General features: G+C 48.2%; 24 protein-coding genes, 2 pseudogenes and 1 riboswitch. Of the genes and pseudogenes, 21 read left to right on the top strand and 5 right to left on the bottom strand.

Going from position 1 to position 23,548, the window contains the following annotated elements; translation table 11 throughout:
• Positions 1-11: 11 nt before the first annotated feature.
• The 4 genes from DW965_RS19510 to DW965_RS01690 all read left to right on the top strand — a co-directional run bounded on the left by DW965_RS19510 (position 12) and on the right by DW965_RS01690 (position 4,193).
• Entirely contained in the window at positions 12-884 is an 873-nt protein-coding gene (locus DW965_RS19510; RefSeq protein WP_243036246.1) for a hypothetical protein, read from the top strand.
• The gene (locus tag DW965_RS19505) at positions 878-1,432 is read left to right on the top strand and encodes a hypothetical protein (RefSeq protein ID WP_243036244.1); all 555 of its coding nucleotides are present in this window, start codon (positions 878-880) and stop codon (positions 1,430-1,432) included. The genes DW965_RS19510 and DW965_RS19505 overlap by 7 nt, the downstream gene beginning before the upstream one ends.
• 46 nt (positions 1,433-1,478) lie before the next feature.
• Positions 1,479-2,300, top strand: a complete 822-nt coding sequence (gene rhaD, locus DW965_RS01695) for a rhamnulose-1-phosphate aldolase (protein WP_117760516.1) — start codon at positions 1,479-1,481, stop codon at positions 2,298-2,300.
• Positions 2,301-2,510: 210 nt separating this feature from the next.
• On the top strand, positions 2,511-4,193 hold the full coding sequence (locus DW965_RS01690; RefSeq protein WP_117760515.1) for an AAA family ATPase: 1,683 nt from the start codon (positions 2,511-2,513) through the stop codon (positions 4,191-4,193).
• Positions 4,194-4,257: 64 nt separating this feature from the next.
• On the opposite strand, the gene DW965_RS01685 is transcribed toward DW965_RS01690, so the two are convergent.
• On the bottom strand, positions 4,258-5,190 hold the full coding sequence (locus DW965_RS01685; protein WP_117760514.1) for an AEC family transporter: 933 nt from the start codon (positions 5,188-5,190) through the stop codon (positions 4,258-4,260).
• Between the two features lie 586 nt (positions 5,191-5,776).
• On the opposite strand from DW965_RS01685, the gene DW965_RS01680 reads away from it, so the two are divergent.
• Together DW965_RS01680 and DW965_RS01675 are read left to right on the top strand one after the other, a co-directional pair.
• Complete coding sequence (locus DW965_RS01680; RefSeq protein ID WP_117760513.1) at positions 5,777-6,421, top strand: L-2-amino-thiazoline-4-carboxylic acid hydrolase; 645 nt, start codon at positions 5,777-5,779, stop codon at positions 6,419-6,421.
• Positions 6,422-6,489: 68 nt separating this feature from the next.
• Entirely contained in the window at positions 6,490-7,296 is an 807-nt protein-coding gene (locus DW965_RS01675) for a class I SAM-dependent methyltransferase (protein ID WP_117760512.1), read from the top strand.
• 106 nt (positions 7,297-7,402) lie between these two features.
• Here DW965_RS01675 and DW965_RS01670 read toward each other — a convergent pair whose 3' ends face one another.
• Positions 7,403-8,059 carry an SDR family NAD(P)-dependent oxidoreductase gene (locus DW965_RS01670; protein WP_117760511.1) on the bottom strand — a complete coding sequence of 219 codons (657 nt, stop codon included), beginning with the start codon at positions 8,057-8,059 and terminating at the stop codon, positions 7,403-7,405.
• Between the two features lie 230 nt (positions 8,060-8,289).
• Here DW965_RS01670 and DW965_RS01665 point away from each other — a divergent pair, with 230 nt between their 5' ends.
• From DW965_RS01665 to DW965_RS01640, 9 genes and pseudogenes are all read left to right on the top strand, one after another.
• Positions 8,290-9,021, top strand: a complete 732-nt coding sequence (locus DW965_RS01665) for an ABC transporter ATP-binding protein (RefSeq protein ID WP_055227049.1) — start codon at positions 8,290-8,292, stop codon at positions 9,019-9,021.
• Positions 9,021-9,943, top strand: a pseudogene (locus DW965_RS01660) (SufB/SufD family protein). Before DW965_RS01665 ends, DW965_RS01660 begins: the two are co-directional and overlap by 1 nt.
• A gap of 186 nt (positions 9,944-10,129) precedes the next feature.
• Positions 10,130-10,261: a hypothetical protein gene (locus DW965_RS20335; protein ID WP_256372640.1), complete on the top strand. Its 132-nt coding sequence runs from the start codon at positions 10,130-10,132 to the stop codon at positions 10,259-10,261.
• 1 nt (position 10,262) lies between these two features.
• A complete protein-coding gene (locus DW965_RS20330; RefSeq protein WP_256372840.1) occupies positions 10,263-10,391 on the top strand; it encodes a hypothetical protein in 129 nt (42 codons plus the stop codon).
• A 2-nt stretch (positions 10,392-10,393) separates the two neighbouring features.
• Positions 10,394-10,804 (top strand): hypothetical protein, encoded by a 411-nt coding sequence (locus tag DW965_RS01655; protein ID WP_117760510.1) that lies wholly within the window; start codon positions 10,394-10,396, stop codon positions 10,802-10,804.
• A gap of 187 nt (positions 10,805-10,991) precedes the next feature.
• Complete coding sequence (locus tag DW965_RS20600) at positions 10,992-11,381, top strand: hypothetical protein (RefSeq protein WP_330420794.1); 390 nt, start codon at positions 10,992-10,994, stop codon at positions 11,379-11,381.
• Positions 11,324-11,827, top strand: coding sequence for a PfkB family carbohydrate kinase (locus tag DW965_RS20595; protein WP_330420793.1), 504 nt, complete (start codon positions 11,324-11,326; stop codon positions 11,825-11,827). The genes DW965_RS20600 and DW965_RS20595 overlap by 58 nt, the downstream gene beginning before the upstream one ends.
• On the top strand, positions 11,827-12,486 hold the full coding sequence (locus DW965_RS01645) for a TatD family nuclease-associated radical SAM protein (RefSeq protein WP_117760508.1): 660 nt from the start codon (positions 11,827-11,829) through the stop codon (positions 12,484-12,486). The genes DW965_RS20595 and DW965_RS01645 overlap by 1 nt, the downstream gene beginning before the upstream one ends.
• Before the next feature lie 85 nt (positions 12,487-12,571).
• Entirely contained in the window at positions 12,572-13,954 is a 1,383-nt protein-coding gene (locus DW965_RS01640; RefSeq protein ID WP_117804221.1) for a uracil-xanthine permease family protein, read from the top strand.
• 282 nt (positions 13,955-14,236) lie between these two features.
• Here DW965_RS01640 and DW965_RS01635 read toward each other — a convergent pair whose 3' ends face one another.
• Positions 14,237-14,719 carry a hypothetical protein gene (locus DW965_RS01635; RefSeq protein WP_022462640.1) on the bottom strand — a complete coding sequence of 161 codons (483 nt, stop codon included), beginning with the start codon at positions 14,717-14,719 and terminating at the stop codon, positions 14,237-14,239.
• 216 nt (positions 14,720-14,935) lie between these two features.
• Here DW965_RS01635 and DW965_RS01630 point away from each other — a divergent pair, with 216 nt between their 5' ends.
• Entirely contained in the window at positions 14,936-16,177 is a 1,242-nt protein-coding gene (locus tag DW965_RS01630) for an Nramp family divalent metal transporter (RefSeq protein WP_117760506.1), read from the top strand.
• A gap of 76 nt (positions 16,178-16,253) precedes the next feature.
• Here the strand turns inward: DW965_RS01630 and DW965_RS01625 are convergent, their stop codons facing one another.
• Complete coding sequence (locus tag DW965_RS01625) at positions 16,254-16,889, bottom strand: LysR family transcriptional regulator substrate-binding protein (protein WP_243036242.1); 636 nt, start codon at positions 16,887-16,889, stop codon at positions 16,254-16,256.
• Between the two features lie 50 nt (positions 16,890-16,939).
• A complete protein-coding gene (locus tag DW965_RS19500; protein WP_242998360.1) occupies positions 16,940-17,110 on the bottom strand; it encodes a helix-turn-helix domain-containing protein in 171 nt (56 codons plus the stop codon).
• A 137-nt stretch (positions 17,111-17,247) separates the two neighbouring features.
• Here DW965_RS19500 and DW965_RS21920 point away from each other — a divergent pair.
• The 5 genes and pseudogenes from DW965_RS21920 (at position 17,248) to DW965_RS01600 (ending at position 23,466) form a co-directional block, all read left to right on the top strand.
• A pseudogene (locus DW965_RS21920) lies at positions 17,248-19,005 on the top strand (ABC transporter ATP-binding protein).
• A 41-nt stretch (positions 19,006-19,046) separates the two neighbouring features.
• A complete protein-coding gene (locus DW965_RS01615) occupies positions 19,047-20,756 on the top strand; it encodes an ABC transporter ATP-binding protein (RefSeq protein WP_117760599.1) in 1,710 nt (569 codons plus the stop codon).
• A gap of 311 nt (positions 20,757-21,067) precedes the next feature.
• A riboswitch (glycine riboswitch) is annotated at positions 21,068-21,158 on the top strand.
• A gap of 208 nt (positions 21,159-21,366) precedes the next feature.
• Complete coding sequence (locus tag DW965_RS01610; protein ID WP_117760598.1) at positions 21,367-22,731, top strand: alanine/glycine:cation symporter family protein; 1,365 nt, start codon at positions 21,367-21,369, stop codon at positions 22,729-22,731.
• Positions 22,732-23,017: 286 nt separating this feature from the next.
• Positions 23,018-23,284, top strand: coding sequence for a hypothetical protein (locus tag DW965_RS01605; protein ID WP_055227029.1), 267 nt, complete (start codon positions 23,018-23,020; stop codon positions 23,282-23,284).
• The gene (locus DW965_RS01600; protein ID WP_022462634.1) at positions 23,281-23,466 is read left to right on the top strand and encodes a hypothetical protein; all 186 of its coding nucleotides are present in this window, start codon (positions 23,281-23,283) and stop codon (positions 23,464-23,466) included. The genes DW965_RS01605 and DW965_RS01600 overlap by 4 nt, the downstream gene beginning before the upstream one ends.
• Positions 23,467-23,548: the final 82 nt, after the last annotated feature.

Below are 23,548 nucleotides of genomic sequence, written 5' to 3'. Positions count from 1 at the left end.
AGGCAAAGAACATGTTAGTTGAAACAAAAGCAAAAGTAGGTGTATTTGCAATCGCACTGGGTGCATATCTGCCGCAGTTCCCGACGCTGGTTCCGGAATTTGAGACACAGTATGATGCGTTCAAAAAGACGATTCCGGATACCGTTGAAATGATCGATGGTGGAATCGTTACAACGAAAGAATTATCGATGGAAGCAGGAGATAAGTTTCGTGCAGCGGATGTAGATCTTGTTATTTTACAGCTTCTGACCTACGCGACCAGCTACAATATGCTCCCGGCAGTCCGTGACCTGAATGTGCCGGTTGTGCTTGTGAATGTGCAGAAACGGAAAGCACCGGATTATGCCAATACCGATACACCAAAATGGCTCGGTGAGCTGTATGCCTGTGGTGCAGTCGGCGAGATGGTAGCCGATCTGGAGCGTGCGGGCAAACGTCATGCCGTCATCACCGGTGTTGTAGAAGGCGGAGATGCTTACGTGGCAAAGGAAATCGATGAGTGGTGCCGGGCAGCCCAGGTACGCAGAAGATTCCGCTACACCAATATTGCCCAGATCGGAAGACCATATCCGGGAATGATGGATCTGTATATCGATGAAACCAATCTTTACAACCGGATGGGACTTTACACGAAACAGTTCGACTGGGAGAAAATGTGGGCGATCGCGGATCCTGTCACAGATGAGGCCGCAATCCGCGCCAAGGCAGAGGAGATTCTGGATACCTTTGACATCGAGGGCGGTGCAACGGTAGAGACCGTATGGGATATGGCAAAATATGTCGTTGCTTTTGAAGAATGGGTAAAAAAAGAAGATCTTGGCATGGTGGCATCCCATTATGACGCTTTGCCAAAGGGGTTGCCGGAAAACTGGACAGCATGCTGATTCCGGCATTTTCCATGCTGATCAAACAGGGTACAGCCTGTGCCGTAGAGGGTGATATGAAAGTTGCAATGGCAATGAGCATTCTGAAAACAATCGCCGGAACCGGTCAGCTTTCTGAGATGTATTCGATCGATTTCAATGAGGATATCTGTATTATCGGCCACTCTGGATCGGGAGATGCTGATATTTCGCAGGCGAAAAAACCGTCCATGAAAATCGTTGATGTTTTTCATGGCAAGACGGGCGGCGGATATCTGACGCAGTTTTATCCGCCGGTTGGAGATGTTACATATCTTGGAATTACGCAGGATAAAGACGGTCATTTTAAATTTGTTGCTGCAGAGGGTGTCAATGAGGATGGTCCGATCTTTACCTTTGGCGATACAAACATGAGAACACGTTTCTCCATTGGGGCAAGAGAGTTCTGCAACAGATGGAGTGAGGCGGGACCAACACATCATATGGCAGCTGCTGTCGGACATCATATTGATACGATTCTGAAAGTTGCAAAAATCCTGGATGTGCCGGTAGAGGTTGTGTGCCGGTAAATATCGATAAAAGAAGAGGAAAAGAGAGAAAGAAGAGGGAAAAAACATGAAATTTTTAGATGCAGAATTTGTAAAAGGCTTTATCCGTATGGCAAATGATGGCTGGGAGCAGGGATGGCATGAGAGAAACGGCGGAAACCTTTCTTACCGTGTGAAACCGGAAGAGGTTGAAGAGGTAAAAGAAAATTTTGAGGCCAGAGAGTGGAATTCGATCGGAACCGCCGTTCCAAATCTTGCGGGAGAGTATTTCCTGGTAACCGGAAGCGGAAAATATTTCCGAAATGTCACAATCAAACCGGAAGACAGCATCTGTATGATTGAGCTGGATGAAAAAGGTGAAAATTACCGCATCGTCTGGGGTCTCGTCAACGGAGGACGTCCGACCTCAGAGCTTCCGAGCCATCTGATGAACCTGGAGGTAAAAAAACTTCAGGACGAAAGATACCGCGTTGTGTACCATGCACATACCACCAACGTGATCGCGCTTACCTTTGTTCTGCCGCTGGAAGATAAAGTATTTACCCGCGAACTCTGGGAGATGGCAACCGAGTGTCCTGTTGTATTCCCGTCCGGAATAGGTGTCGTTCCGTGGATGGTTCCGGGAGGCAGAGAGATCGCCGTTGCCACGAGCGAGCTGATGAAGAAATATGATCTTGCTATCTGGGCACACCACGGCATGTTCGCCGCCGGCTTTGATTTTGACCTGACCTTCGGTCTGATGCATACCGCAGAAAAATCTGCAGAAATCCTGGTAAAAACACTTTCTATGCAGCCAACGAAACGCCAGACGATCACACCGGATGAATTCCGCCATCTGGCAAAGGATTTCGGTGTAACACTGCCAGAAGAGTTTTTGTATGAGAAATAAAACTGGAAACTGATAGTGAAAAATGGCCGTCTGATCCTTGCACTGAGGAATGGGACGGCCATTTTTTTGCTGTGCAGAAGAAAAAGTCTATTAATTTCTTTCGGAATTTGATAAACTATAAGATAAGATTATCGATTAGAAAACAGTGGAACATTTCATTATCAGACAGAAAATGCTGGTGTGTCTGCGCTCAGAAAGGAAAGATGAAATATGACTTCAGCGATTAGTATAGGAAAGCAGGATTTTGCTTCCCTTCGAGAAAATCATTATTTTTATGTTGATAAAACCGATTTTATCAGACAATGGTGGGAAAGTGGAGATGACATTACGCTGATCACACGTCCGAGAAGATTTGGCAAAACATTGAATATGAGCATGCTGAATTGTTTCTTTTCCAGACAGTATGCAGAAAAAGGTACCATCTTTGAAGGGCTTTCTATCTGGAAACAGGAAAAATACCGCAGACTGCAGGGAACTTATCCGGTGATTTTTCTGAGCTTTGCGGACGTAAAACAGAATAACTATCAAGATGCAGTGCAGAAGATAAAAAATATTATTGTAGATGCTTATCGCCGACATCGGTATTTGGAGCAGGAAGAATGCTTTACGCAAAATGAGAAACAGCAGATGCTGGAAATTACAGAAAAAATGAGTGATGTGACAGCACAGGATGCATTAAAAAATCTTTCCAGTTATTTGAATCTTTTATATGGAAAAAAAGTTTTGATCTTTCTGGATGAATATGACACGCCCATGCAGGAAGCCTATATTCATGGATACTGGGATGAATTTGTAGGATTTATGAGAAGCCTTTTCAATGCGACATTCAAAACAAATCCATATCTGGAACGCGCTGTGATGACTGGAATTACCCGTATTTCCAAAGAATCTGTTTTTTCGGACCTTAATAATCTGACGGTTATTACAACAACATCGGATGCCTATGCAGACTGTTTTGGTTTTACAGAAGAAGAGGTATTTCAATCATTAGATCAATTTGGAATGCCGGAAAAGAAAGATCTGGTAAAGCAATGGTATGACGGATTTTGCTTTGGCACGCATCGTGATATTTACAATCCGTGGTCTATTACAAATTATCTGAAAGAGAAAAAACTGCGGCCCTACTGGGCAGCTACAAGTTCCAATGGATTGATCAGCAAACTCCTGCAGTCAGCATCGGTAAATATGAAGGAAGAACTGGAAAAACTGATCAACAGACAACAAATTGTAGTTAATTTTGATGAGCAGATTATATTTGGACAATTAGAACAGGATGAAAGTGCGGTATGGAGTCTGTTGGTGGCAAGCGGTTATCTGAAAGTGGAGGAGATTGAATACAGAGGACTGACGCTGGAGCCGTGGTATTCTCTTTCCATCACAAATCTGGAGACTGTGAGCATGTTTTCGAATATGTTCAAAAGCTGGTTTGCAGCGGCATCTGCCAATTATAATGAATTTATCAAAGCATTGCTGAATGGGGATGTAAAAGCGATGAACCTCTATATGAATGATATTGCACTTGCTACATTTAGTAATTTTGATGCTGGAAAACATGCGTCCGAGCGGAGCCAGCCAGAGCGGTTTTATCATGGATTTGTACTTGGGCTGCTGGTGGAAGTGCGAGATCTTTATGAGGTGCGTTCCAATCGGGAAAGTGGGTATGGAAGATACGATGTGATTCTAATTCCCAGAAATTTGGATCGAGATGCTATGATTCTGGAATTTAAAGTAAAAGAAACGGAAGAAAAAACGCTGCAGGAAACGGTACAAAAAGCACTGGCGCAGATTGAAATAAAGAAATACGACGCGGAACTGAAAGAACGGGGAATCCCAAAAGAAAGAATCCGGCATTATGGATTTGCGTTTGAAGGGAAAAAGGTACTAATTGGGTAATAGAAAACGCTGTCAATGCTTCTCTGGAAGGGGAAGCGGGACAGCGTTTTTCTGTTAATTGTGATTAGAGTACCATCTGAAGCAGCATTACCATAAGCGGCATCGTCACAATAGAAGCCAGCGTAGTAACAACATTGATGGCACTGGCATAGCGCGAATCGTTGCCGTATACCTGGCACATCTGGGTAACCGTGGAAGCAGATGGCGTGATGATGGCGAGAAAAACGATCAGAATCAGTGTCGGTCCGTCAGCGGAAAGGTCGGCGAGATGGCTGAGTTTTAAGAGAACAAGCGCCATCAGCGGAACGGCGATCAGGCGGAGAAAGGTCACGAAGTAAATCCGTTTATTCGCAAAAATCTGACGGAAGTCCATGCCGGCAAAAAGCATACCCGTAACAATCATACTGGCAGGGCCAACCATGCTTCCGACAGAATGAAGCGTATTGTTGACCAGCGCAGGAAGCCGGATGCCCGTGAAAAAAAGAAGAATTTCGACGAAAATAGAAATAATATTGAGGTTCAGAACAATCTTCTTCCAGTCATAGGAAGCCTCACGGCTGATCACCTTTTTGCAGTGCGTCCAGAAAAAGACAAGCTGTACGCTCATATAAACACAGCTGTAAAGCACCCATTCCGCTCCTAAAACAGCCGTCACAAGCGGCACAATCAGATTGCCGGAATTGGAGTAGTAAACAGAAGTTATCTCAACCGCATCCAAATGAAACACCCGTCCAAGAGCTGAAACCGCAAAAAGAAGCACAACCTGCATCAGAAGCGAAGCCGCAAACGCAACCAGCAGCCCCCGCACCGTTTCCGGCGTGTAATCGACCTGAAACGCATTCAGAATCACGCAGGGAATGATCAGGTACAGCACAATTTTCGACAGAACTTTGCTGTCCTCATCCTTTAAAAGTCCGGCTTTTACGATTAAAAAGCCCATAAAAATCATAAGAAAAAGCTGCGCGATCTGCTGCGCAAGAAGAATACTGATCGTCATAAAAATCTCCCCATATGTGTGCCTTATAGAAAATATTATAAGGTGGAGAAGAGGGGATTTCAATTTCTTTTTGAGAGATTTGGGTCGAAATAATGGTGAAAATATAAGAAAAATGGCTGTTGACCAAAAGAAAATGCTGTCATATAATATATTCGACAAGAGAGCCGTTGGTCAGTGTACACCTGACCGCCGGATAAAGCTTCTAACTAAAAATAGCGCCTAACTTTACCAGAGCAGGGGCGCTATTTTGATTTGACAAAATTACACGATTGCAATATAATATACTTAACAAGACAGCCGGAAGGTGAGCGCAATCACCCGATCTGGCGAAAATATTAAATAGCTATAAGAAGTGGCCATCCATGCTTACCAGAGAGCAGGATGGCCATTTCTTAATTTCTATAATAAAGGAAGGCTGAATTATAGTCAAGAAATTTTTGCGATTTTAAAACAAAGTAATAAAAAGTGTGATATAATAACCTCATAATGAAAAGTAAAATTCCGCCTATTTTTCAACATTGTAGGCGGCAATTTTACACCTGCCAGTTAGTGAATCCTAATAAAAGTAAGATGGAGGTACCCGCCCATGATGGAATACACCAGCAAATATTGGAACATGCTGACTCCTTTAATAAAGAAAAGTCTGCTAAAACGCTACGGAAAAGAGGAGACCGCAGAGCTTCTCCGCAAGACCAACCAGATCTACCGCGACATGCTTCGCCGCGCCGATGATATCGGAAAGGACAACCCGATGGTGTCGAATCTCTATGAAGGCCTCATTTTTCTTGCGCTCTGGGATGCGTCGGACAGACAGATTTCTGTGGATGAACTGCGTACAATCTCAGAGGAGATGATGTCCTTCCCGCTTCTGAAAGCCATGGGCCTGATGATTAATGCGAATAAGAAGAGCGGCATGGCGCGGATTGCGAAGATGATGCATAAGGATGCCGCCTGGCTGGAAGCACATCCGCAGTATAAGGCGTATTCGTGGGATTTTCATTTTGATGAGACGAAGCATCAGGACGGTTTTTATTACCACTTCACCCAATGTCCCCTGAATACCTTCGCCCGAAAAGAGGGCTATCTGGAAGTGCTGCCGATTATGTGCGACATTGATTACAAGACAGCAGCCCTGATGCACGCGAAGCTCTACCGTGACCATACGCTGGCAGGCAGCGGTGAGGTCTGTGATTACTGGTTCGTGGGGGACAAGGTGGAAAATCCGAAATAAAATAAGACCGGGACGGAACCGGTGAAATGGATCGAAGAATATAAAACACAGAAGGGAGATCACCCAGAATGAGCAATGAAAAAATAAAACCAAAACTGAACGGAACTGCCGAGACGATGCTGCAGTGCTTCTACGCCCGCGCCATGCACAGCAGAAATCCGAAAAACAAGTTCCGCGACACCAAAGCAGAAGAGCTGATTGACCGCATCGACTATGATTTCAGCAATGCGAAAAAGGACACAGCAATGAGCGGCGGAATCGTAGCGCGGAGTGTTGTGTTTGATGAGCTGATCAGCGACTTTATCCGAAAGAACCCGGATTGTACCGTCGTCAACATCGCCTGTGGTCTGGACACTCGTTTTTACCGCATGGATAATGGAAAAATTACCTGGTACAATCTCGATCTGCCGGAGACGATTGAGGTACGCGATTCGATCTATCAGGAATCCGGCCGCGTTTCCACGATTGCGTGTTCCGTGCTCGATCCGGCATGGGCCGATCAGGTAAAAGTGCGGGGCAAAATACTTTTCATCATCGAAGGTCTGACCATGTACATGAAAGCGGATGAGGTCAGAACGATGCTCGCCATCATCCGCGATCACTTCGACAATGCCTACGTCTGCATGGAAACGCTGTGCCCGCACTTTGTAAAGAAAGAAAACATCGAAAAATCCATCCAGGCGACAGGCGCGACATTTACCTGGGGTGCGAACAGCTTTGCCGACCTGGGCAACATTGCCGCCGGTTTCCGAAAAGTAAAAGACGACAACATCGCCCGCGGTATGGAAACACTGAATCCCATCTACAAGCTGGTGATGTGGATGCCGATCGTCCACAAATTCGCAGAGAAAATTCTGGTGTTTGAGAAAGCGTAAGAAAAAACGAAAAAAATAAAAAGAAACAGGCAGCCCGGCAGCGGAAAAGCTTAAAAAACTTCCGTGCAGGGAACCTGTTTTTTTGTTTGTGCAGGCAATCAACAAATCATTCATCCGGCCACACAAAATGTGCATTCCCCGCTTCAAGGCCGTCAATCAGAATATTCTGTCCCGTGCAGAACCGGTTCGTCACGGTCATAAAATACGCCCAGTCCGCTGCTTCCTCGACGGTCATCCACCGTTTCAGCGGCGTCAGCTCCATGATCTGATCCCAGAGCTTTTGGTCTTCTGTGACAGGCAGATTCAACTCGGTCAGTACGCCGCCGAAATCAAGGCTGTTGCACGTTCCGCCATACGGTGCAATGCGGAGTGCCACATTTTTTGTGTAGGCGAGAACGCCGCCCTTGCTTGCGGTGTATTCCGGAAATTCAGCTCCGGTATGGCCGCTGGCCGAGCCGATCATGAGGATGGCGCGGATGTTGTCATGAATTCCGTACGCCTCCGTGATTGCGATGGTTCCCTTTAAATTGATATCAATATCATCCTCGTTCTGCACACCGGCGTTGTTGATGACAATATCAAAAGGCGCAAGTGCCGGATACTGTTCTCTGGCGCGGATATCAAGGCAGAAATGAGTATACGACTCCTGTCTGATCGAAGCTTCCTTCCGGTCAAATCCGGTAACGTCAAAGCCTTCTTTTAAAAATTTCTCCGCAATCGCCTTCCCGATTCCAGAACTGGTTCCTGTAATAAGTACACGCATACGATAACCTCCCGATGAAATATTACCCTCATTATACCGCAAACACAGCATGCGATCCAGAAGAAACGAAAAAGAATGCAGGAAAAGAAAATGTTACGGGAAAAATCACTGCATAAAACAAAAGAGTCTCTCAAAACCACAACAAATAATTGACAGATTTTAGGAGAAGGAGTAGAGTTTTTGAAAGGGGGATTATCCCTGCAAAGAGTGAAAACAAAAGAGGTGCAAATATGCTGAAAGTAGACAATCTTACCTTTGAAGTAAACGAAGAGGGAAGAAAACGCTGCCTCGTCAACCACATCAGTTTTGAGGTAAAGGACGGGGAAATGCTGGTGATTACCGGACCGAACGGTGGCGGAAAATCAACGCTGGCCAAAGTGCTTGCAGGAATTGAGGACGCCAATGGCGGAGAAATCTTCCTGGATGAGGAAAATATTACCGGTTATGATATTGACCACCGTGCAAACGCCGGCATCGGCTATGCATTCCAGCAGCCGCCGCGTTTTAAAGGAATGACGGTGAAAAAAATGCTGTCGCTGGCAGCCGGAAAAGAACTGACGGAAGCCGAGAGCTGTAAACTCCTCTCCGCCGTCGGACTCTGCTCTGCAGATTACCTGAACCGCCAGATGGACGGTACGCTCTCGGGAGGAGAGATGAAGCGTCTGGAGATCGCAACGGTTCTTGCAAAACCGCATAAGGTCAGCATTTTCGATGAGCCGGAGGCTGGCATTGACCTGTGGAGCTTTTCCATGCTGATCAAACGGTTTGAAGAAATCCACAAAGAGAAGAAAGAATGTCTGATCCTCATTTCCCATCAGGAACGCATTATCCAGATGGCAGACAAGATCATGGTGATCGAGGACGGACAGGTGAAAGAATACGGTACAAAAGAAGATGTACTGCCGACTCTGTTCCAGCAGAAAACAGGCCGGATGTGCGGTCAGGAAGGAGGCACATGCTGATGGTACAGGTAGATGAGACAACCCAGGGCGTATTAAATCAGATCAGCGAAGGATTTGCGCAGAAAGGGGCGTATAATCTCCGTCAGAACGGCATTCCGCTCTGCCACGGTGACAGTGAACATATCAAAATCCGCAAAAAAGAGGATAAGCCGGGCATTGATATTTTGATCGACGGCGAGACGAAGGGCGAAAAAGTATTTATCCCGGTTGTCGTCAGCGTTTCCGGTATGACGGATCTTGTTTACAATGATTTCTACGTTGCGGACGGCGCCGATGTTACGATTGTAGCGGGCTGCGGTATTCACAACGGCGGCTGCAACGACAGCCGGCACGACGGTATCCATACGTTCCATGTAGGAAAAAATGCCAACGTGCGCTACGAGGAAAAGCATTATGGCGAGGGAAATGGAACGGGACAGCGGATTCTGAACCCGGTGACAAATATTGAAATCGGAGAAAATTCCGTTTTTACGCTGGATACCGTACAGATTAAGGGCGTTGACTCAACAATTCGTACGACGAATGTTGTGATGGATGCAAACTCCAAACTGTTCGTGCTCGAACGTCTGATGACAGACGGTGACCAGAAGGCAGAGTCGGATATTGAAGTATGTATGAACGGAAGCGGTTCTTCCGCACAGATTATTTCACGTTCTGTCGGAAAGGGCAATTCCTCACAGGTCTTCCATCCGAAGGCAGTCGGCAAAAACAAATGCCACGCCATATCCAGTGCGATTCTATCATCATGGATCACGCCCAGGTCGGATCTATTCCGGAGATCCAGGCAAAGCATGTGGATGCGGCAATCATCCACGAGGCGGCGATCGGACGGATCAATGATGAGCAGCTATTGAAACTCAGAACGCTCGGCATGACGGAAGCGGAGGCGGAAAACGTCATTATTGAAAACTTCCTGAGCTGAAGAAAAAAAGGAAACAAGAGAACAAAAAAGAGGCATTTCCAGTCTGCATAGATGGAGATTCCTCTTTTTGTGCATTTTTCACAAAAACAGGTAGTAAATTTTACTAAAATAAAAAGTAAAATATTTTGACTTTTAACATATGATAAATTTGTACTGTTGAAAAAAGGAAAGATACAAGATAGAGAAATGGGGAAAGCGAAAATGGGTATTGTGATCAATCATTCCGAAAATATTTTCCTGCTGCAGACCAGATCCAACAGCTATGCGTTCGGCATTGACGATCAGGGACTGGTAAGACATACAGAGTTTCTTCCGTGATATGAAAAAATACGAAGAGGCGATGGAGGCTCCGGTGAAGAACGAGGTGGCGATCGTGTACGATTACGATTCCCTGGCATCGTTCCGTATCCAGCGCCAGAGCATTCTGCTCGATCCGGCGGAACCGTAATCGTGACGTACCGCCACGCCGTGAAAGATGCGGACAACAACGTTCCGTTCGGCGAGACACTGCCGGTGCACTACAATGCGCTTGCGGGGCTGACCGTAGAAGAGACGGAGAGACTGCAGGACTATGATGCATTCCCGGTTGTGGGAAGCGGCGTGTTCGAGGGCGTGGAAGGCACAGGCGGAATTTTCTGTGATATAGGCCTTGTGGAGCTCGAGCTCATCCCGGGAACGCGGAACAAAAAGAGGATTCTGCTGACGGATGCCGGACGGGAACTGGAGAAAAATACGACGGACCGGCTGCGTGGGGCGGAGATCCGTGCATATGGAAAACTCTCGGCAGAAGAGCTGAACAGCTATCTTGAGATGACAAGAAAGCTGACGGCAGCGCTGCGCGAGGAGACGGAAAAACTTTAAAGAGAGAGCAGAAATGAATCAGAAAAAAGACAAAATTCAGTTATCCGATCATTTTACATACGGGGCGGTCTATTTCCCGACAGTCCCTTTTCTTTTTGTCTGGAAAAAACTTGTAAATAAGACGCGAGTGTGCAAAAATAGACATAAAACAGATGCGGAGGCATCCTGAAAAAAAGAGGAGAACAACATGGAAAAACAGAAAAAGATAGCACTGATTAACGATCTGACAGGCTTTGGCCGGTGCTCGACGGCTGTGATGGCGCCAATCGTGTCGGCGATGAAGATTCAGGCGGTGGCAGTTCCGACCGCAATTCTCTCAGCACACACGCAGTTTCCGACGTATTACTTTGATGATTATACTGACCGGATGAAGGATTACATTCAGACCTATAAGGAGCTGAAGCTCGATTTCGATGCGATCTCGACCGGCTTCTTAGGATCGGAACAGCAGGTGGATATCGTGCTTGATTTTATCCGCCATTTAAGACGGACCGCAACTTTGTCATCGTCGATCCGGTCATGGGAGACTATGGGAAGCTGTATCGGACGTACACGAAAGAGATGTGCGAAAAGATGAAAGAACTGGTTCACTACGCGGATATCATCACGCCGAACCTGACAGAACTCTGTACACTGCTCGATGCGCCGTATCCGAAGAACGGGGCTTCGATTGAGGAGCTGAAAGAGATGTGCGGAAAACTGGCGGAGCGGGGACCGAAACATATTGTTGTGACGGGCATCCACTTTAACCAGACGCAGATTGCCAACTTTATCTATAACAAAGGCGAAGACTTCCAGATTGTCATGGTAGACCGCATCGGCGGCGACCGGAGCGGTACGGGAGATGTCATTGCGGCAATTATCGCAGGCATGTATCTGAACGGCCACAGCCTGTACGAGTCGGTGAAAAAGGCGGCGGATTACGTATCGAAATGCATCCGCTACTGCGAAGAAAACGAAGTGCCAAGCTACTGGGGACTCTGCTTTGAAATGTTTATGAAGGACTTAACGGAGGAAGCGTAATGTATTTATATACTGTAACCGGAGCCGTCGGCGAGGAAGGGTATCTCGACCTTGCAAAGAGCGGCGATCTTACCGGAAAAAATGTCTATGTCAACATGACAAATAAATGCCCGTGCAGCTGTGTGTTCTGTCTGCGCCAGACGAAACAGCAGCAGGAGGGAAATACACTGTGGTTAAAAGAGGGCGAGCCATCCGTTGAGACGATGCTGGAGCTGTTCGCACAGTACGATCTGAACGTGATCAATGAACTGGTCTTCTGCGGCTTCGGAGAACCGCTTGAGCGGCTTGAGGATGTCTGTCGGGTGATCGATTCCTTAAAAGAAACGTATCCGAACCTGAAAGTGCGTCTGAATACGATCGGTCTTGCCAACCTGATCTATGGAAGAGATGTCACCCCGGAATTAAAGGGAAGATTCGATACCGTCTCGATTTCCTTAAACGCGCCGGATGAAAAGGAATTTCTGGAGCTCACGCGGTCGAAATTCGGCATCCAGTCGTACGAGGCGATCAAGGAGTTTGCAGTACTTGCAAAACAGTATGTGCCGAATGTTGTGATGACCGTTGTCGAGAAAGTTATGCCGGAAGAAAAGATTCAGAAATGCCGGGAAATCTGCGATGAATTAGGTGTTACCCTTCGTGTCCGCCCGTTTGAAAATTAAAGTGTGCGGAACGGAATCTTTCGCTTGTGTTTCCAGAATATAACGCCTATAATGGGAAGGAAAAACAAAAGAGAGGGAGAGACGTATGAACGAGTCTAATGGAGTCATCCGCGATGCGAGAAAGCTCGGTATTCCTAAAATGCTGATTCTCGGATTGCAGCACATGTTTGCCATGTTCGGTGCAACCATTCTGGTGCCGATTCTGGTAAACAGCTACTTTGTAGACGCATGCGGCGAGGGGCCGTCCCGCGGTCTTACCGTATCCGTCACACTGTTCTGCGCCGGCTTTGGAACCCTGCTGTTTCATCTGTGCGCGAAATTTAAAGTACCGGCATTTCTTGGTTCTTCGTTTGCATTCTTAAGCGGTTTCGCCGCTGTTGCAAACCTGAATACCGGAAAATATGCCAGCATGAGTGTCAACGACAAGGCAGCCTATGCCTGCGGAGGTATTGTGGTAGCAGGTCTTCTGTACCTGATTTTTGCCTTGATCATCCGCATGGTCGGCGTCAAACGCGTGATGCGCTACCTGCCGCCGGTTGTCACAGGTCCGGTTATCATCTGCATTGGCCTCAGCCTTGCTGGTTCCGCCATTAATAATGCTTCGACGAACTGGTTCCTGGCACTGGTTGCGCTGGCAGTCATCATCATTTTCAACATCTGGGGAAAAGGAATGCTCAAAATCATTCCGATTCTGATGGGCGTTGTGATTGCCTACGCTGTGGCAGTTGTCCTGAATGCACTCGGCATCAAAAATCCGGACGGATCCGTGATCATCAACTTTGCGCCGGTTGCACAGGCAGGCATCGTCGGACTTCCGCCGCTGCAGCTCTGCAAATTCGATCTGACCAGCATTATGATTATGGCACCGATCGCGATCGCGACTATGATGGAGCATGTCGGCGATATGTCGGCGATCTCTGCAACCGTAGGAGAGAACTTCCTTTCTGATCCGGGCCTGCATAGAACCCTGCTCGGTGATGGTCTTGCAACCGCAATGGCAGGTTTCATCGGCGGACCGGCCAACACGACGTACGGCGAGAACACCGGCGTTCTGGAATTGAGCCGCGTACATGACCCGAGAGTCATCCGTATTGCCGCAGTCTTTGCGATTATCGTCAGCTTCATTCCGAAGGTATCGGCACTCATCAGCACCATGCCGTCCTCCATCATCGGAGGCGTCAGCTTCATGCTGTACGGTATGATTTCTGCCATCGGTGTGCGCAACGTGGTTGAGAACAAGGTAGACCTGACGAAATCAAGAAACCTGATTATTGCGGGCGTCATCTTTGTCTGTGGACTGGGCTTCAGCAACGGTCTCTCCTTTACGATCGGCGGAACGACCGTCACCCTGACTGCACTTGCCATTGCAGCCATCGCAGGAATCCTGCTGAACATGATTCTGCCGGGCAACGATTACGAATTCGGCGTAAACGAGACCGGAGACGAGAACAGAGGAATCCACGCATAAAGAAAAATGCAAAAGAAAATCCGTTTTTTCTGCATCTGTATTCTGCACAAAGGAATGTGCAGAAACAGAGGGGAAAAAGCGGATTTTCTTTGCATTTCGGTACGGGCAAGTGTATATTGGATGGTAAGAAGATATAAGGTTGGTAAAAAAATGACACACGAAAGATCGAAAAAGGGGATGATGGGACAGGTCGTCGGATCCTTATATTACCTGGATCCAACGGTGATTCCGCGGCTGAAAAGTCTGCGAAGCGGTGACGATCCGGTGTTTTCGTTTGGTGTTTTATTTTACGCGCTCAAATGCAATCCGCGGAGAGTGGTTCAGTACGTAGATGATGCCGCGCCGTTCAAATCCGTTTTTCTGGATCAGATGCTGCATGATTTGATTGTCCGTATGCGTATCGACGCGCAGGTGCGGGATCTGTGTCCAGCAGTAATCGACGATCTGGGAGAAAAATCCGTGGATTGTTCCGTCTGAGGCAACCTGGTGGATCGTGCCATACGGCGCATCGGAGAGCCAGGAGCCGTCGTCGATCTGCAGATACGTCGGATCCTCACCGATGATGAAGGCAAACGCGCCGTGCAGCGTGCCGTTTTCTTCCAGGACAAAAAGCTGTTTGTCACGGATTCTGTTGTGAATCAGCTCCTCCGGCGGAAAATGGTTTCCCCACTGATTCGGATTTCCGGTTTCCTGCATAAAAGAGCGGGCGTACGCATAGATTGACATGAGCGAAGTAAAATCCTCCGGGACGGCAAGTCGTATCATGATAAAAATTCTCCTTTTAGTTCAAAATAAGCAGTTTTATTGTAGCACAGCGGACGATGAAGCACAAGAAAGAGAAAACAGGATTTGACTTTTTGAAAAATCCCATGTACAATGCAGTTAGTTACAACTAACTAAAGCAACCAAAACCACAACAAAATGATTTCTGCCGATCCTGGATGGGCCGGTTCCGTATCAAATTGTCAGAAAGGAAAGAATATGAAACAAAATCGAAAACGAAAAGAGACGGCGGGCATGAATTTTCTCCGCTATCTCGGTCCGGGACTTTTTGTCACGGTCGGTTTTATCGACCCGGGAAACTGGGCATCCAACATTGCCGCCGGATCGGGTTACGGCTACGAGCTTCTGTGGATGGTTACCCTGTCCACGATCATGCTGATTTTTCTGCAGCACAATGCGGCGCATCTCGGCATTGCCACGGGAAAGTGCCTCTCGGAGGCGGCGAGCCTCTATCTGCCTGCGTGGCTGAAAAACACGATTCTTGCGACGGCGATGATGGCAGCGGTGGCGACCGCAATGGCGGAGATCCTCGGCGGTGCGATTGCGCTCCAGATGCTGTTCGGCATTCCGATTAAGCTCGGCAGCATGATGATTCTCGTGCTGGTTCTGATCTGTGAGTTTACAAGTGCTTACAAACGGATTGAAAAACTGATCATTGTGTTTGTCTCGCTGATCGGCTTTTCGTTCCTCTTTGAAGTCTGGATCGCCGATATCGACTGGGCGCAGGCGGCTGTCGGCTGGGTAAAACCGTCGTTTCCAGAGCACTCAATGCCGGTCATCTTAAGCGTCCTCGGTGCGGTCGTCATGCCGCACAACCTGTTTCTCCACTCGGAAATTATTCAGAGCCGCCAGTGGAATCTTGAGGATGATGAGGTGATTGTGCGCCAGTTAAAGTATGAGTTCAAAGACACCCTGTTTTCCATGATCATCGGATGGGCCATCAACAGTGCAATGATCCTGATGGCGGCCGCAACGTTTTTCCAGCCACAGAATGCAAAGCAGGTGGATGATCTCGCAACGGCGGGAAAGATGCTGACACCGCTCCTTGGAAATGCCGCATCGGTGATTTTTGCAGCAGCGCTTCTGCTCGCCGGAATTTCATCGAGCATCACCGCGGGAATGGCGGGCGGAACGATTTTTTCGGGGATTTTTAACAAGCCGTATGAGATCAAGAGTAAGGAGACACGCTGGGGAATCCTTCTTACCATGATCCCGGCCGCAGCGGTCATTCTTCTGATTGATTCCCCGTTCCAGGGCCTTCTCTATTCACAGATGTTTCTTGGAATGCAGCTCCCGATTACGGTATTTACGCAGATTTATCTGACGTCCTCGAAAAAAGTCATGGGAAAATACGCGAACAGTCTGCGGCTGAAAATTGCCCTGTTTGCGATTGCGGTGATTGTGACACTGCTGAATATCGCGCTGCTGTTTGTGCAGTAAAAAGAATGAGAAATAAAAAAAGGAAGTCCGCTGCGCTGATCCCTGAAAAAGAGACTGGCGCAGCGGACTTCTTCTATTATAATATGCTCTCCATGCAGGCATCGACAAAGTCCTGCAGAAGCGGAGAGAGTTTCCGCCCCTTTTTCCAGATCACGGCGATCTGCGTTTCCAGGTCGCTTTCTGCGAGCGGCTGGATGCGGAGTCCCTGGCAGAGAGAGCTCATGGACTGCGGGAAAATGGCAGTGGCAAGGCCTTCCTTTGCCCAGAGCATCGCGCCGCGGGGATCGTCGCAGACGCAGAAAAGATCGGGCTCCATGCCGCGCGAGTGGAACGCATCCATGATGAGCGCCTCATACCGGCGGTAGATGATGAGCGGAATATTCAAAAGATCCGAGAGCTTTAGCGATCCGTTCTTCTCGGGAAGCATATCTTTTGAAGAAACGGCAATCATAGGTTCAGAGCTTAAAATTTTATAGTCGACATCGTCGAGCCGCAGCGGCGTGCGGGCGATGGAAATGTCGATGATGCCGTCCATCAGATAGCGGTACAGCGTGTAGGTGATGCCGTCGTGCACCTCGAAGTTGACATCGGGATTGCGGCGGGAAAAAAGCGAGACGCACGGCATGATCGTCGCAACGGTGGTCGGTGTGATGCCGAGGCGCAGAACCCGCTTTTTGCCGACCTTTGCGACCTCAAGCTCCGTCGATTTCACGTACTCGAGCAGGTTGGCGGAGCGGTCGTACAGCAGTTTTCCGGCTTCGGTCAGGCGGACGCTTGGCGGGTGCGTTCAAATAAAGTGACATTCAGTTCGGCTTCCAGCTGCTTTAACTGATAACTGAGCGGCGGCTGGGACATATTGAGGCGGCGGGCGGCCTCGTGAATGCTTTCGGTTTCGGCGATGACGCGGAAATATTCAAGCTGGCGCAGTTCCATAAGAGACTTCCTTTCGTGAAATTATCTATGATATTAAAATTGTATCACTAAGCCATAAAAACAATACTATTCGTATTAATCATATGAGATTATACTGTCAATGTCAAGAAACAAAGAAATGGAGAGTGAAAAAGAAGATGAAAAGTCTTGGAGTCTACTTGAAGCACTACAAAAAAGAGAGCATCATCGCTCCTTTGTTCAAGCTTCTGGAAGTCGTATTCGACCTTCTTGTGCCGATGGTTGTTGCCAGATCATCGATGTGGGTATCGCAGGCAATAACCGTCCGTACATCGTCAGCCGTTTTGGAATCCTCGTTCTGATGGCGGCAGTCGGACTTTGCTGCAGCTTCACCGCGCAGTATTTCGCGGCAAAAGCGAGCGTCGGCTGTGCAACCGAGCTTCGCCAGGCGGTCTTTGACCACATTCAGGCTCTGTCCTTTACGGAGCTGGATACCATTGGAACCGATACGCTGATCACCCGTCTGATCAACGATATCAATCAGGTGCAGAACGGAATCAACATGGGTCTGCGTCTGCTGCTGCGGAGTCCGTTTATCGTATTCGGTTCCGTTGTGATGGCATTTACCGTCAACGTAAAATGTGCCATCGTATTCCTGGTTACTATTCCGATCCTATTCGTTGCCGTATTCGGCATTATGCTGGTCAGCATCCCGCTGTTCAAAAAGGTACAGGCGGCACTCGACCGCGTCACCGGAATGACAAGAGAAAATCTGAACGGTGTCCGTGTCATCCGTGCGTTCTGCCGTGAGGAGCAGTCTGTTGCCGATTTCGAAAAGAGCAACGATGAGCTGACTTGTCTGAACGAGTTTGTCGGAAAAATTTCCGCACTGTTAAATCCGCTGACCTATGTCCTCATCAACATCGCAGCCGTTGTCCTGATCTGGCAGGCAGGCTTCAGGTTAACATCGGCAGTATGCAGCAGGGACAGGTTGTCGCACTTTACAACTACATGCTGCAGATCATCGTGGAGCTGATCAAACTGGCATCGCTCATCATCACCTTAAACAAATCCGTTGCCTGTGCAGAGCGTGTCTCCGGCGTACTGGCGGTTCCGACAACCATGAACTACCCGGCAAAAGGCGGCGCTGCAAAGAAAGTAACTGGCGATGCAGCTGTTACATTTAAAAATGTCAGCTTCACCTATGCAGGAGCCGGCGCAGAGAGCTTATCGGATATCAGCTTTACCGCAAAACGCGGACAGACCATCGGAATCATCGGCGGTACCGGAAGCGGAAAATCGACGCTGGTCAGCCTGATTTCCCGTTTCTACGATGCGACCAGCGGTGACGTCATGGTAGACGGCGAGAATGTAAAGAATTACACGAAAGAAGAGCTCTGCAATAAAGTCGGTGTTGTTCAGCAGAGAGCAGTGCTCTTTAAAGGCAGCATCCGCGACAATATGAAGTGGGGCAAAGAGGACGCCACCGATGCAGAAATCTGGGAGGCGCTCACCACAGCCCAGGCGAAAGAAGTCGTAGAAGGCAAACAGGATCAGCTCGATTTTATGCTGGAGCAGAACGGAAAGAACCTCTCCGGCGGACAGAAACAGCGTCTTTCTATTGCGCGTGCGCTGGTAAAAAAACCGGAAATCCTGATTCTGGACGACAGCTCGAGTGCGCTTGACTTTGCAACGGATGCAAAACTCCGCAAAGCCGTCCACAATCTCGAAGGAAACACGACAACCTTCCTCGTATCCCAGCGAATCGCCGGCATCCGTCAGGCAGACCAGATCCTCGTTCTTGGAAATGGTACGCTCGAAGGAAACGGCACACACGACGAGCTGATGAAACCTGCGAGGTTTACCGCGAGATTTACTTCTCCCAGTTCCCGGAAGAGCGTGCAGCTTATAACAACGAAAGCGGGGTGATCGCATGAAAAAGACAGAAAACAAGTCCGGAAAAAGCGGCATGCAGGTCATGAAAAAGCTGATGGCGTTTATCGGAAATTATAAAATTTTCTTAGGCCTTAGTATTGTCCTGGCTGCGGTTACCGTTATTTTACAGCTTTATATTCCGATCCTGTTCGGCGATGCGATCGATGAGGTCGTTGCAGCCCACCAGGTCAATTTCCCGGAGATGTGGTTCTATCTGAAACGAATCGTATTCTTTACCCTCGTTTCCGCACTTTCCGCATGGATCATGAACCTGATCAACAACCGTATGACGTACCGCATCGTGCGCGACCTTCGTTCCCAGGCGATCCGTCATATCCAGGTGCTGCCGCTGTCCTATCTGGATCAGCACAGCTCCGGAGACATCGTAAGCCGTGTTATCGCAGATACCGATATCTTATCGGACGGTCTTCTGCTTGGCTTTACACAGCTGTTCTCCGGCATCGTAACCATTATTGTGACACTGTTTTTCATGTTCTCGAAGAACGTATGGATCACCCTTCTTGTGATCTGCCTGACACCTCTCAGCTTCTTCGTGGCAAAATTTATTTCCGGCCGCTCGTTCAAAATGTTCCAGAAACAGAGTGAGACGAGAGGAAAACAGACCGCACTCATCGATGAGATGATCGGAAACCAGAAAGTAGTCAAAGCGTTCGGCTATGAGGAAAAAGCTTCCGAGCGTTTTGCAGAGATCAACAAAGATCTGCAGAAATACAGCCAGCAGGCCGTGTTCTACAGTTCCTTAACGAACCCGTCCACCCGTTTTGTCAACAACGTGATCTATGCCGGTGTTGCCCTTGTGGGAGCTTTCATGATCCCGGGCGGCGCGCTGACCGTCGGCGGACTTTCCGTTCTGCTGTCGTACGCAAACCAGTATATGAAACCGTTCAATGATATCAGTTCCGTTATCACTGAGATGCAGAACGCGCTTGCCTGCGCAGGCCGTATCTTTGCTCTTCTGGAAGAGAAAGAGGAGAGTGCAGACCCGGCCGGAACGATCGATACCGTGACGGGAAATGTGACGATCGATGATGTAGCATTTAGTTATGACAAAGAGAAAAAACTGATCGAGAACTTTAATCTTGACGTACAGCCGGGCATGCGTGTTGCCATTGTCGGCCCGACCGGATGCGGAAAGACGACGTTTATCAACCTGCTGATGCGCTTCTATGATGTCGATGCCGGAAAGGTCTGCATCGACGGAAAGCCGATCGACGAACTGTCCCGCCATGCGCTCCGCAGCTGCTTTGGTATGGTGCTGCAGGATACCTGGATCAAACAGGGAACCGTGCGCGACAACATCAGCTTCGGAAAGCCGGATGCGACGGAAGAGGAGATCATCAATGCGGCCAAAGAGGCACACAGCTGGGAGTTTATCAAGCGTCTGCCGAAGGGACTTGACACGGTTCTCAGCGAAGACAGCATCAGCCAGGGGCAGAAACAGCTTCTCTGTATCACCCGTGTCATGCTCTGCCTGCCGCCGATGCTGATCCTCGACGAGGCGACCTCCAGCATCGATACCCGTACCGAACTGCAGGTTCAGGAGGCGTTTGACAAGCTGATGCAGGGCAGAACGAGTTTCGTCGTTGCCCACCGTCTGTCCACGATCCGCAATGCTTCGCTGATCCTCGTCATGAAAGACGGAAAGATTATCGAGCAGGGACGCCATGAGGAGCTTCTTGAGAAGAAAGGCTTCTACTACAATCTGTACAACAGCCAGTTCCAGGCGTCATAAAAGATATTTGGAAAAGAGAACAGCAGATCTGTGCCGCGCATGCGATTTTGAGGCGTGCGCGCTCAGATCTGCTGATTTTTTATATGTTTTTGCAATATTCTGAAAAAAATACGGCATGGGGTATTGACGAATCCTATCACAGGTGCTATAGTTTTACAAAAATAAAAAAAGACGTAGAAGTTTTTAGAAAATGTGCGGAGAGCTTTTGGAAATTTAATTTTCGAAAGGTGCACGACCGAAGAAGTAAAACTTTCAGGTGCTGGTTCTCTTCTTAAAACAAGAACGGACGGGAGACGGCGAGGACTAAAAACGGAGTGGTCTCTGGAGAAGCTCTTGAAAAGAGTGCCGAAGGTGCAATGCAGCGATGCAGAATCTCTCAGGCAAAAGGACAGAGTCAAAAAAGATACAGAAGAAAAACAGCCGCGGAACAAAAAAGCGGTGCGCAGAAACGAAAAAATTCCGGAAGCGTGGTTTTTTGCTGTATTTTTCAATCAGAGCCATGTTCTGCAGGAAAAATTCCGCAGGAGATGGTATTTTTTTTCTCAAAACGGTGCGGATGTGTGATCCACATCGTTCAGACCATACGTCGAATGGAAAGGGAGAAAAGAAAATGGATGCATTGAATCAGGCAATTGCGCAGATCAGTGATGTGCTCTGGAACAGCGTACTGCTGTTTCTGCTGGTAGGTACGGGAGTTTATTTCTCTGTTCGGACCCGCTTTGTACAGGTAAGAAAGTTTAAGACCGCGTGGAACCGCGTCTTCGGCGGTTTCTCGTTAAAGGGTAAGAAGGCCGGAAAAGACGGCATGACTTCCTTCCAGGCGCTTGCAACAGCGATCGCCGCACAGGTCGGAACCGGAAACATCGCAGGATGTGCGACCGCACTCGTATCCGGCGGCCCGGGAGCCATCTTCTGGATGTGGCTTGCTGCGTTCTTCGGCATGGCAACGATCTACGGCGAGGCGTATCTCGCGCAGATCTCCAAACGCCGCGATGAGAGCGGAGAAATCATCGGAGGACCGGTTTACTACATTACCCACGCATTCAAGGGAACGTTTGGAAAAGCACTGGCAGGCTTCTTTGCCGTAGCCGTTATTCTGGCGCTTGGCTTTATGGGAAATATGGTACAGTCGAACTCCATCAGTGATGCGTTCTACACCGCATTTTCCGTACCGAAATGGGTGATGGGTGTGATTGTAGCCGTTCTCGCCGCATTCATTTTCATCGGAGGTATCTCCCGTATCGCATCCTTCACCGAAAAAGTTGTTCCGGTGATGGCAGCACTGTATCTCGTCGGAGCCCTTGTTGTTATTCTGATCAACATCCAGCATGTGCCGTCAGCGATTGCTTCGATCTTTATCTGTGCATTCCGTCCGGACGCCGTATTTGGTGCAGCAGCCGGTATTACCGTGCGGAAAGCCATGCGTTACGGTGTTGCCCGAGGCCTCTTCTCTAATGAAGCCGGTATGGGTTCCACCCCGCATGCCCATGCGATTGCCGATGTCGAGAACCCGGAGGATCAGGGTGAAGTAGCGATGATCGGTGTCTTTATTGATACCTTCGTTGTCCTGACCATGACCGCTCTCGTTATTCTTTCTTCCGGCGTTCTGGAAGAGATGATGAGTACCGGTGTTGTAGGAACCCCGGTCGCACAGGCGGCATTCCGAACCGGCCTCAAAGGCTTCGGACCGGCGTTCGTAGCGATCTGTCTTCTGTTCTTTGCATTCTCGACCATCGTCGGATGGTACTTCTTCGCAAGACAGAACGTACAGTATCTGTTCGGAAAGAAAGCAGTCGTTCCGTTCTCGCTGATCGTCGTTGTGTTCGTTTTCCTCGGCTCTCTGCTGAAAGTAGATCTCGTATGGAACCTGTCAGACCTCTTTAACGGCCTGATGGTAATTCCAAACCTCATGGCGTTGATCGTCCTCGCAGGAACCGTAGCAAAAGCGGCAAAAGGTGAAAAAGTAGAATTCTAATCATATATACAGAACGGGAAAAAGGAGGAAAGTCTGCTGATGCAGACTTTCCTTTTGCAATTATTCAGAGCCACATCTCGATTCCGCTGCGCTGCATCTCGATGTGGCTTCTCGCCATATAAAATTTCAAGAAGAACTGTTCGTTCATGCGAGCATGACTCACAGTTCTTCTTGAAATTTTGCATGGCTCTGAATAATTGCAAAAAGAAAGACCGGCAGGGGAGCTACCGGTCTTTCAAGGGGAGTATAAATAATTAATAAGGGGTTATTAATTGTAAAAAAATTTATGAAGGGTAAATTCTTTTACAAAATTGATTATAATACAGATAACGGGAAAAAGCAACATCGAAATTCAAAAGTTGGAAAAAATTACCACAATTTGGAAAGCAGTGGTCCGAAAGCAGGAAAAACACTGTATTTTTGGGCTTGCATTCCCCACTTTGGAACAGATACCGTGGAAAAACAGGGTTCTGGATGCATAATCTGCGCGGAAAAAGCGATACTAAAGGATGTCGCAGGACAAAAAAACATTCAGGAGGAAACAAGATTATGACCAGAAACAGCAAAAATGAATACAGCAAAAACGAGTACAGCAAAAACGGATACGAGAAAAGCGAATACAGCAAAAACCAGAAGAACAGCAGAGACTGCAATCATGTGAAAGACCGTGAGATGTCATCCTACGGTCAGCAGAACCGGGAGCAGGACGAGAAGGATGAGTATGAAAAATACTAAGTAAACCTTGGGATTCCGGCAGAAAAAGCCGGCGGAGGGTCCCATACGGACTCTGCCGCCGGTTTCTGCATACATATAAAAC

Source organism: Blautia sp. AM47-4, assembly GCF_003479865.1.
GTDB lineage: Bacteria > Bacillota > Clostridia > Lachnospirales > Lachnospiraceae > Fusicatenibacter > Fusicatenibacter saccharivorans.
Note: the sequence above shows the minus strand (reverse complement) of the source record. Positions and strands in the feature narration are given on the sequence as shown.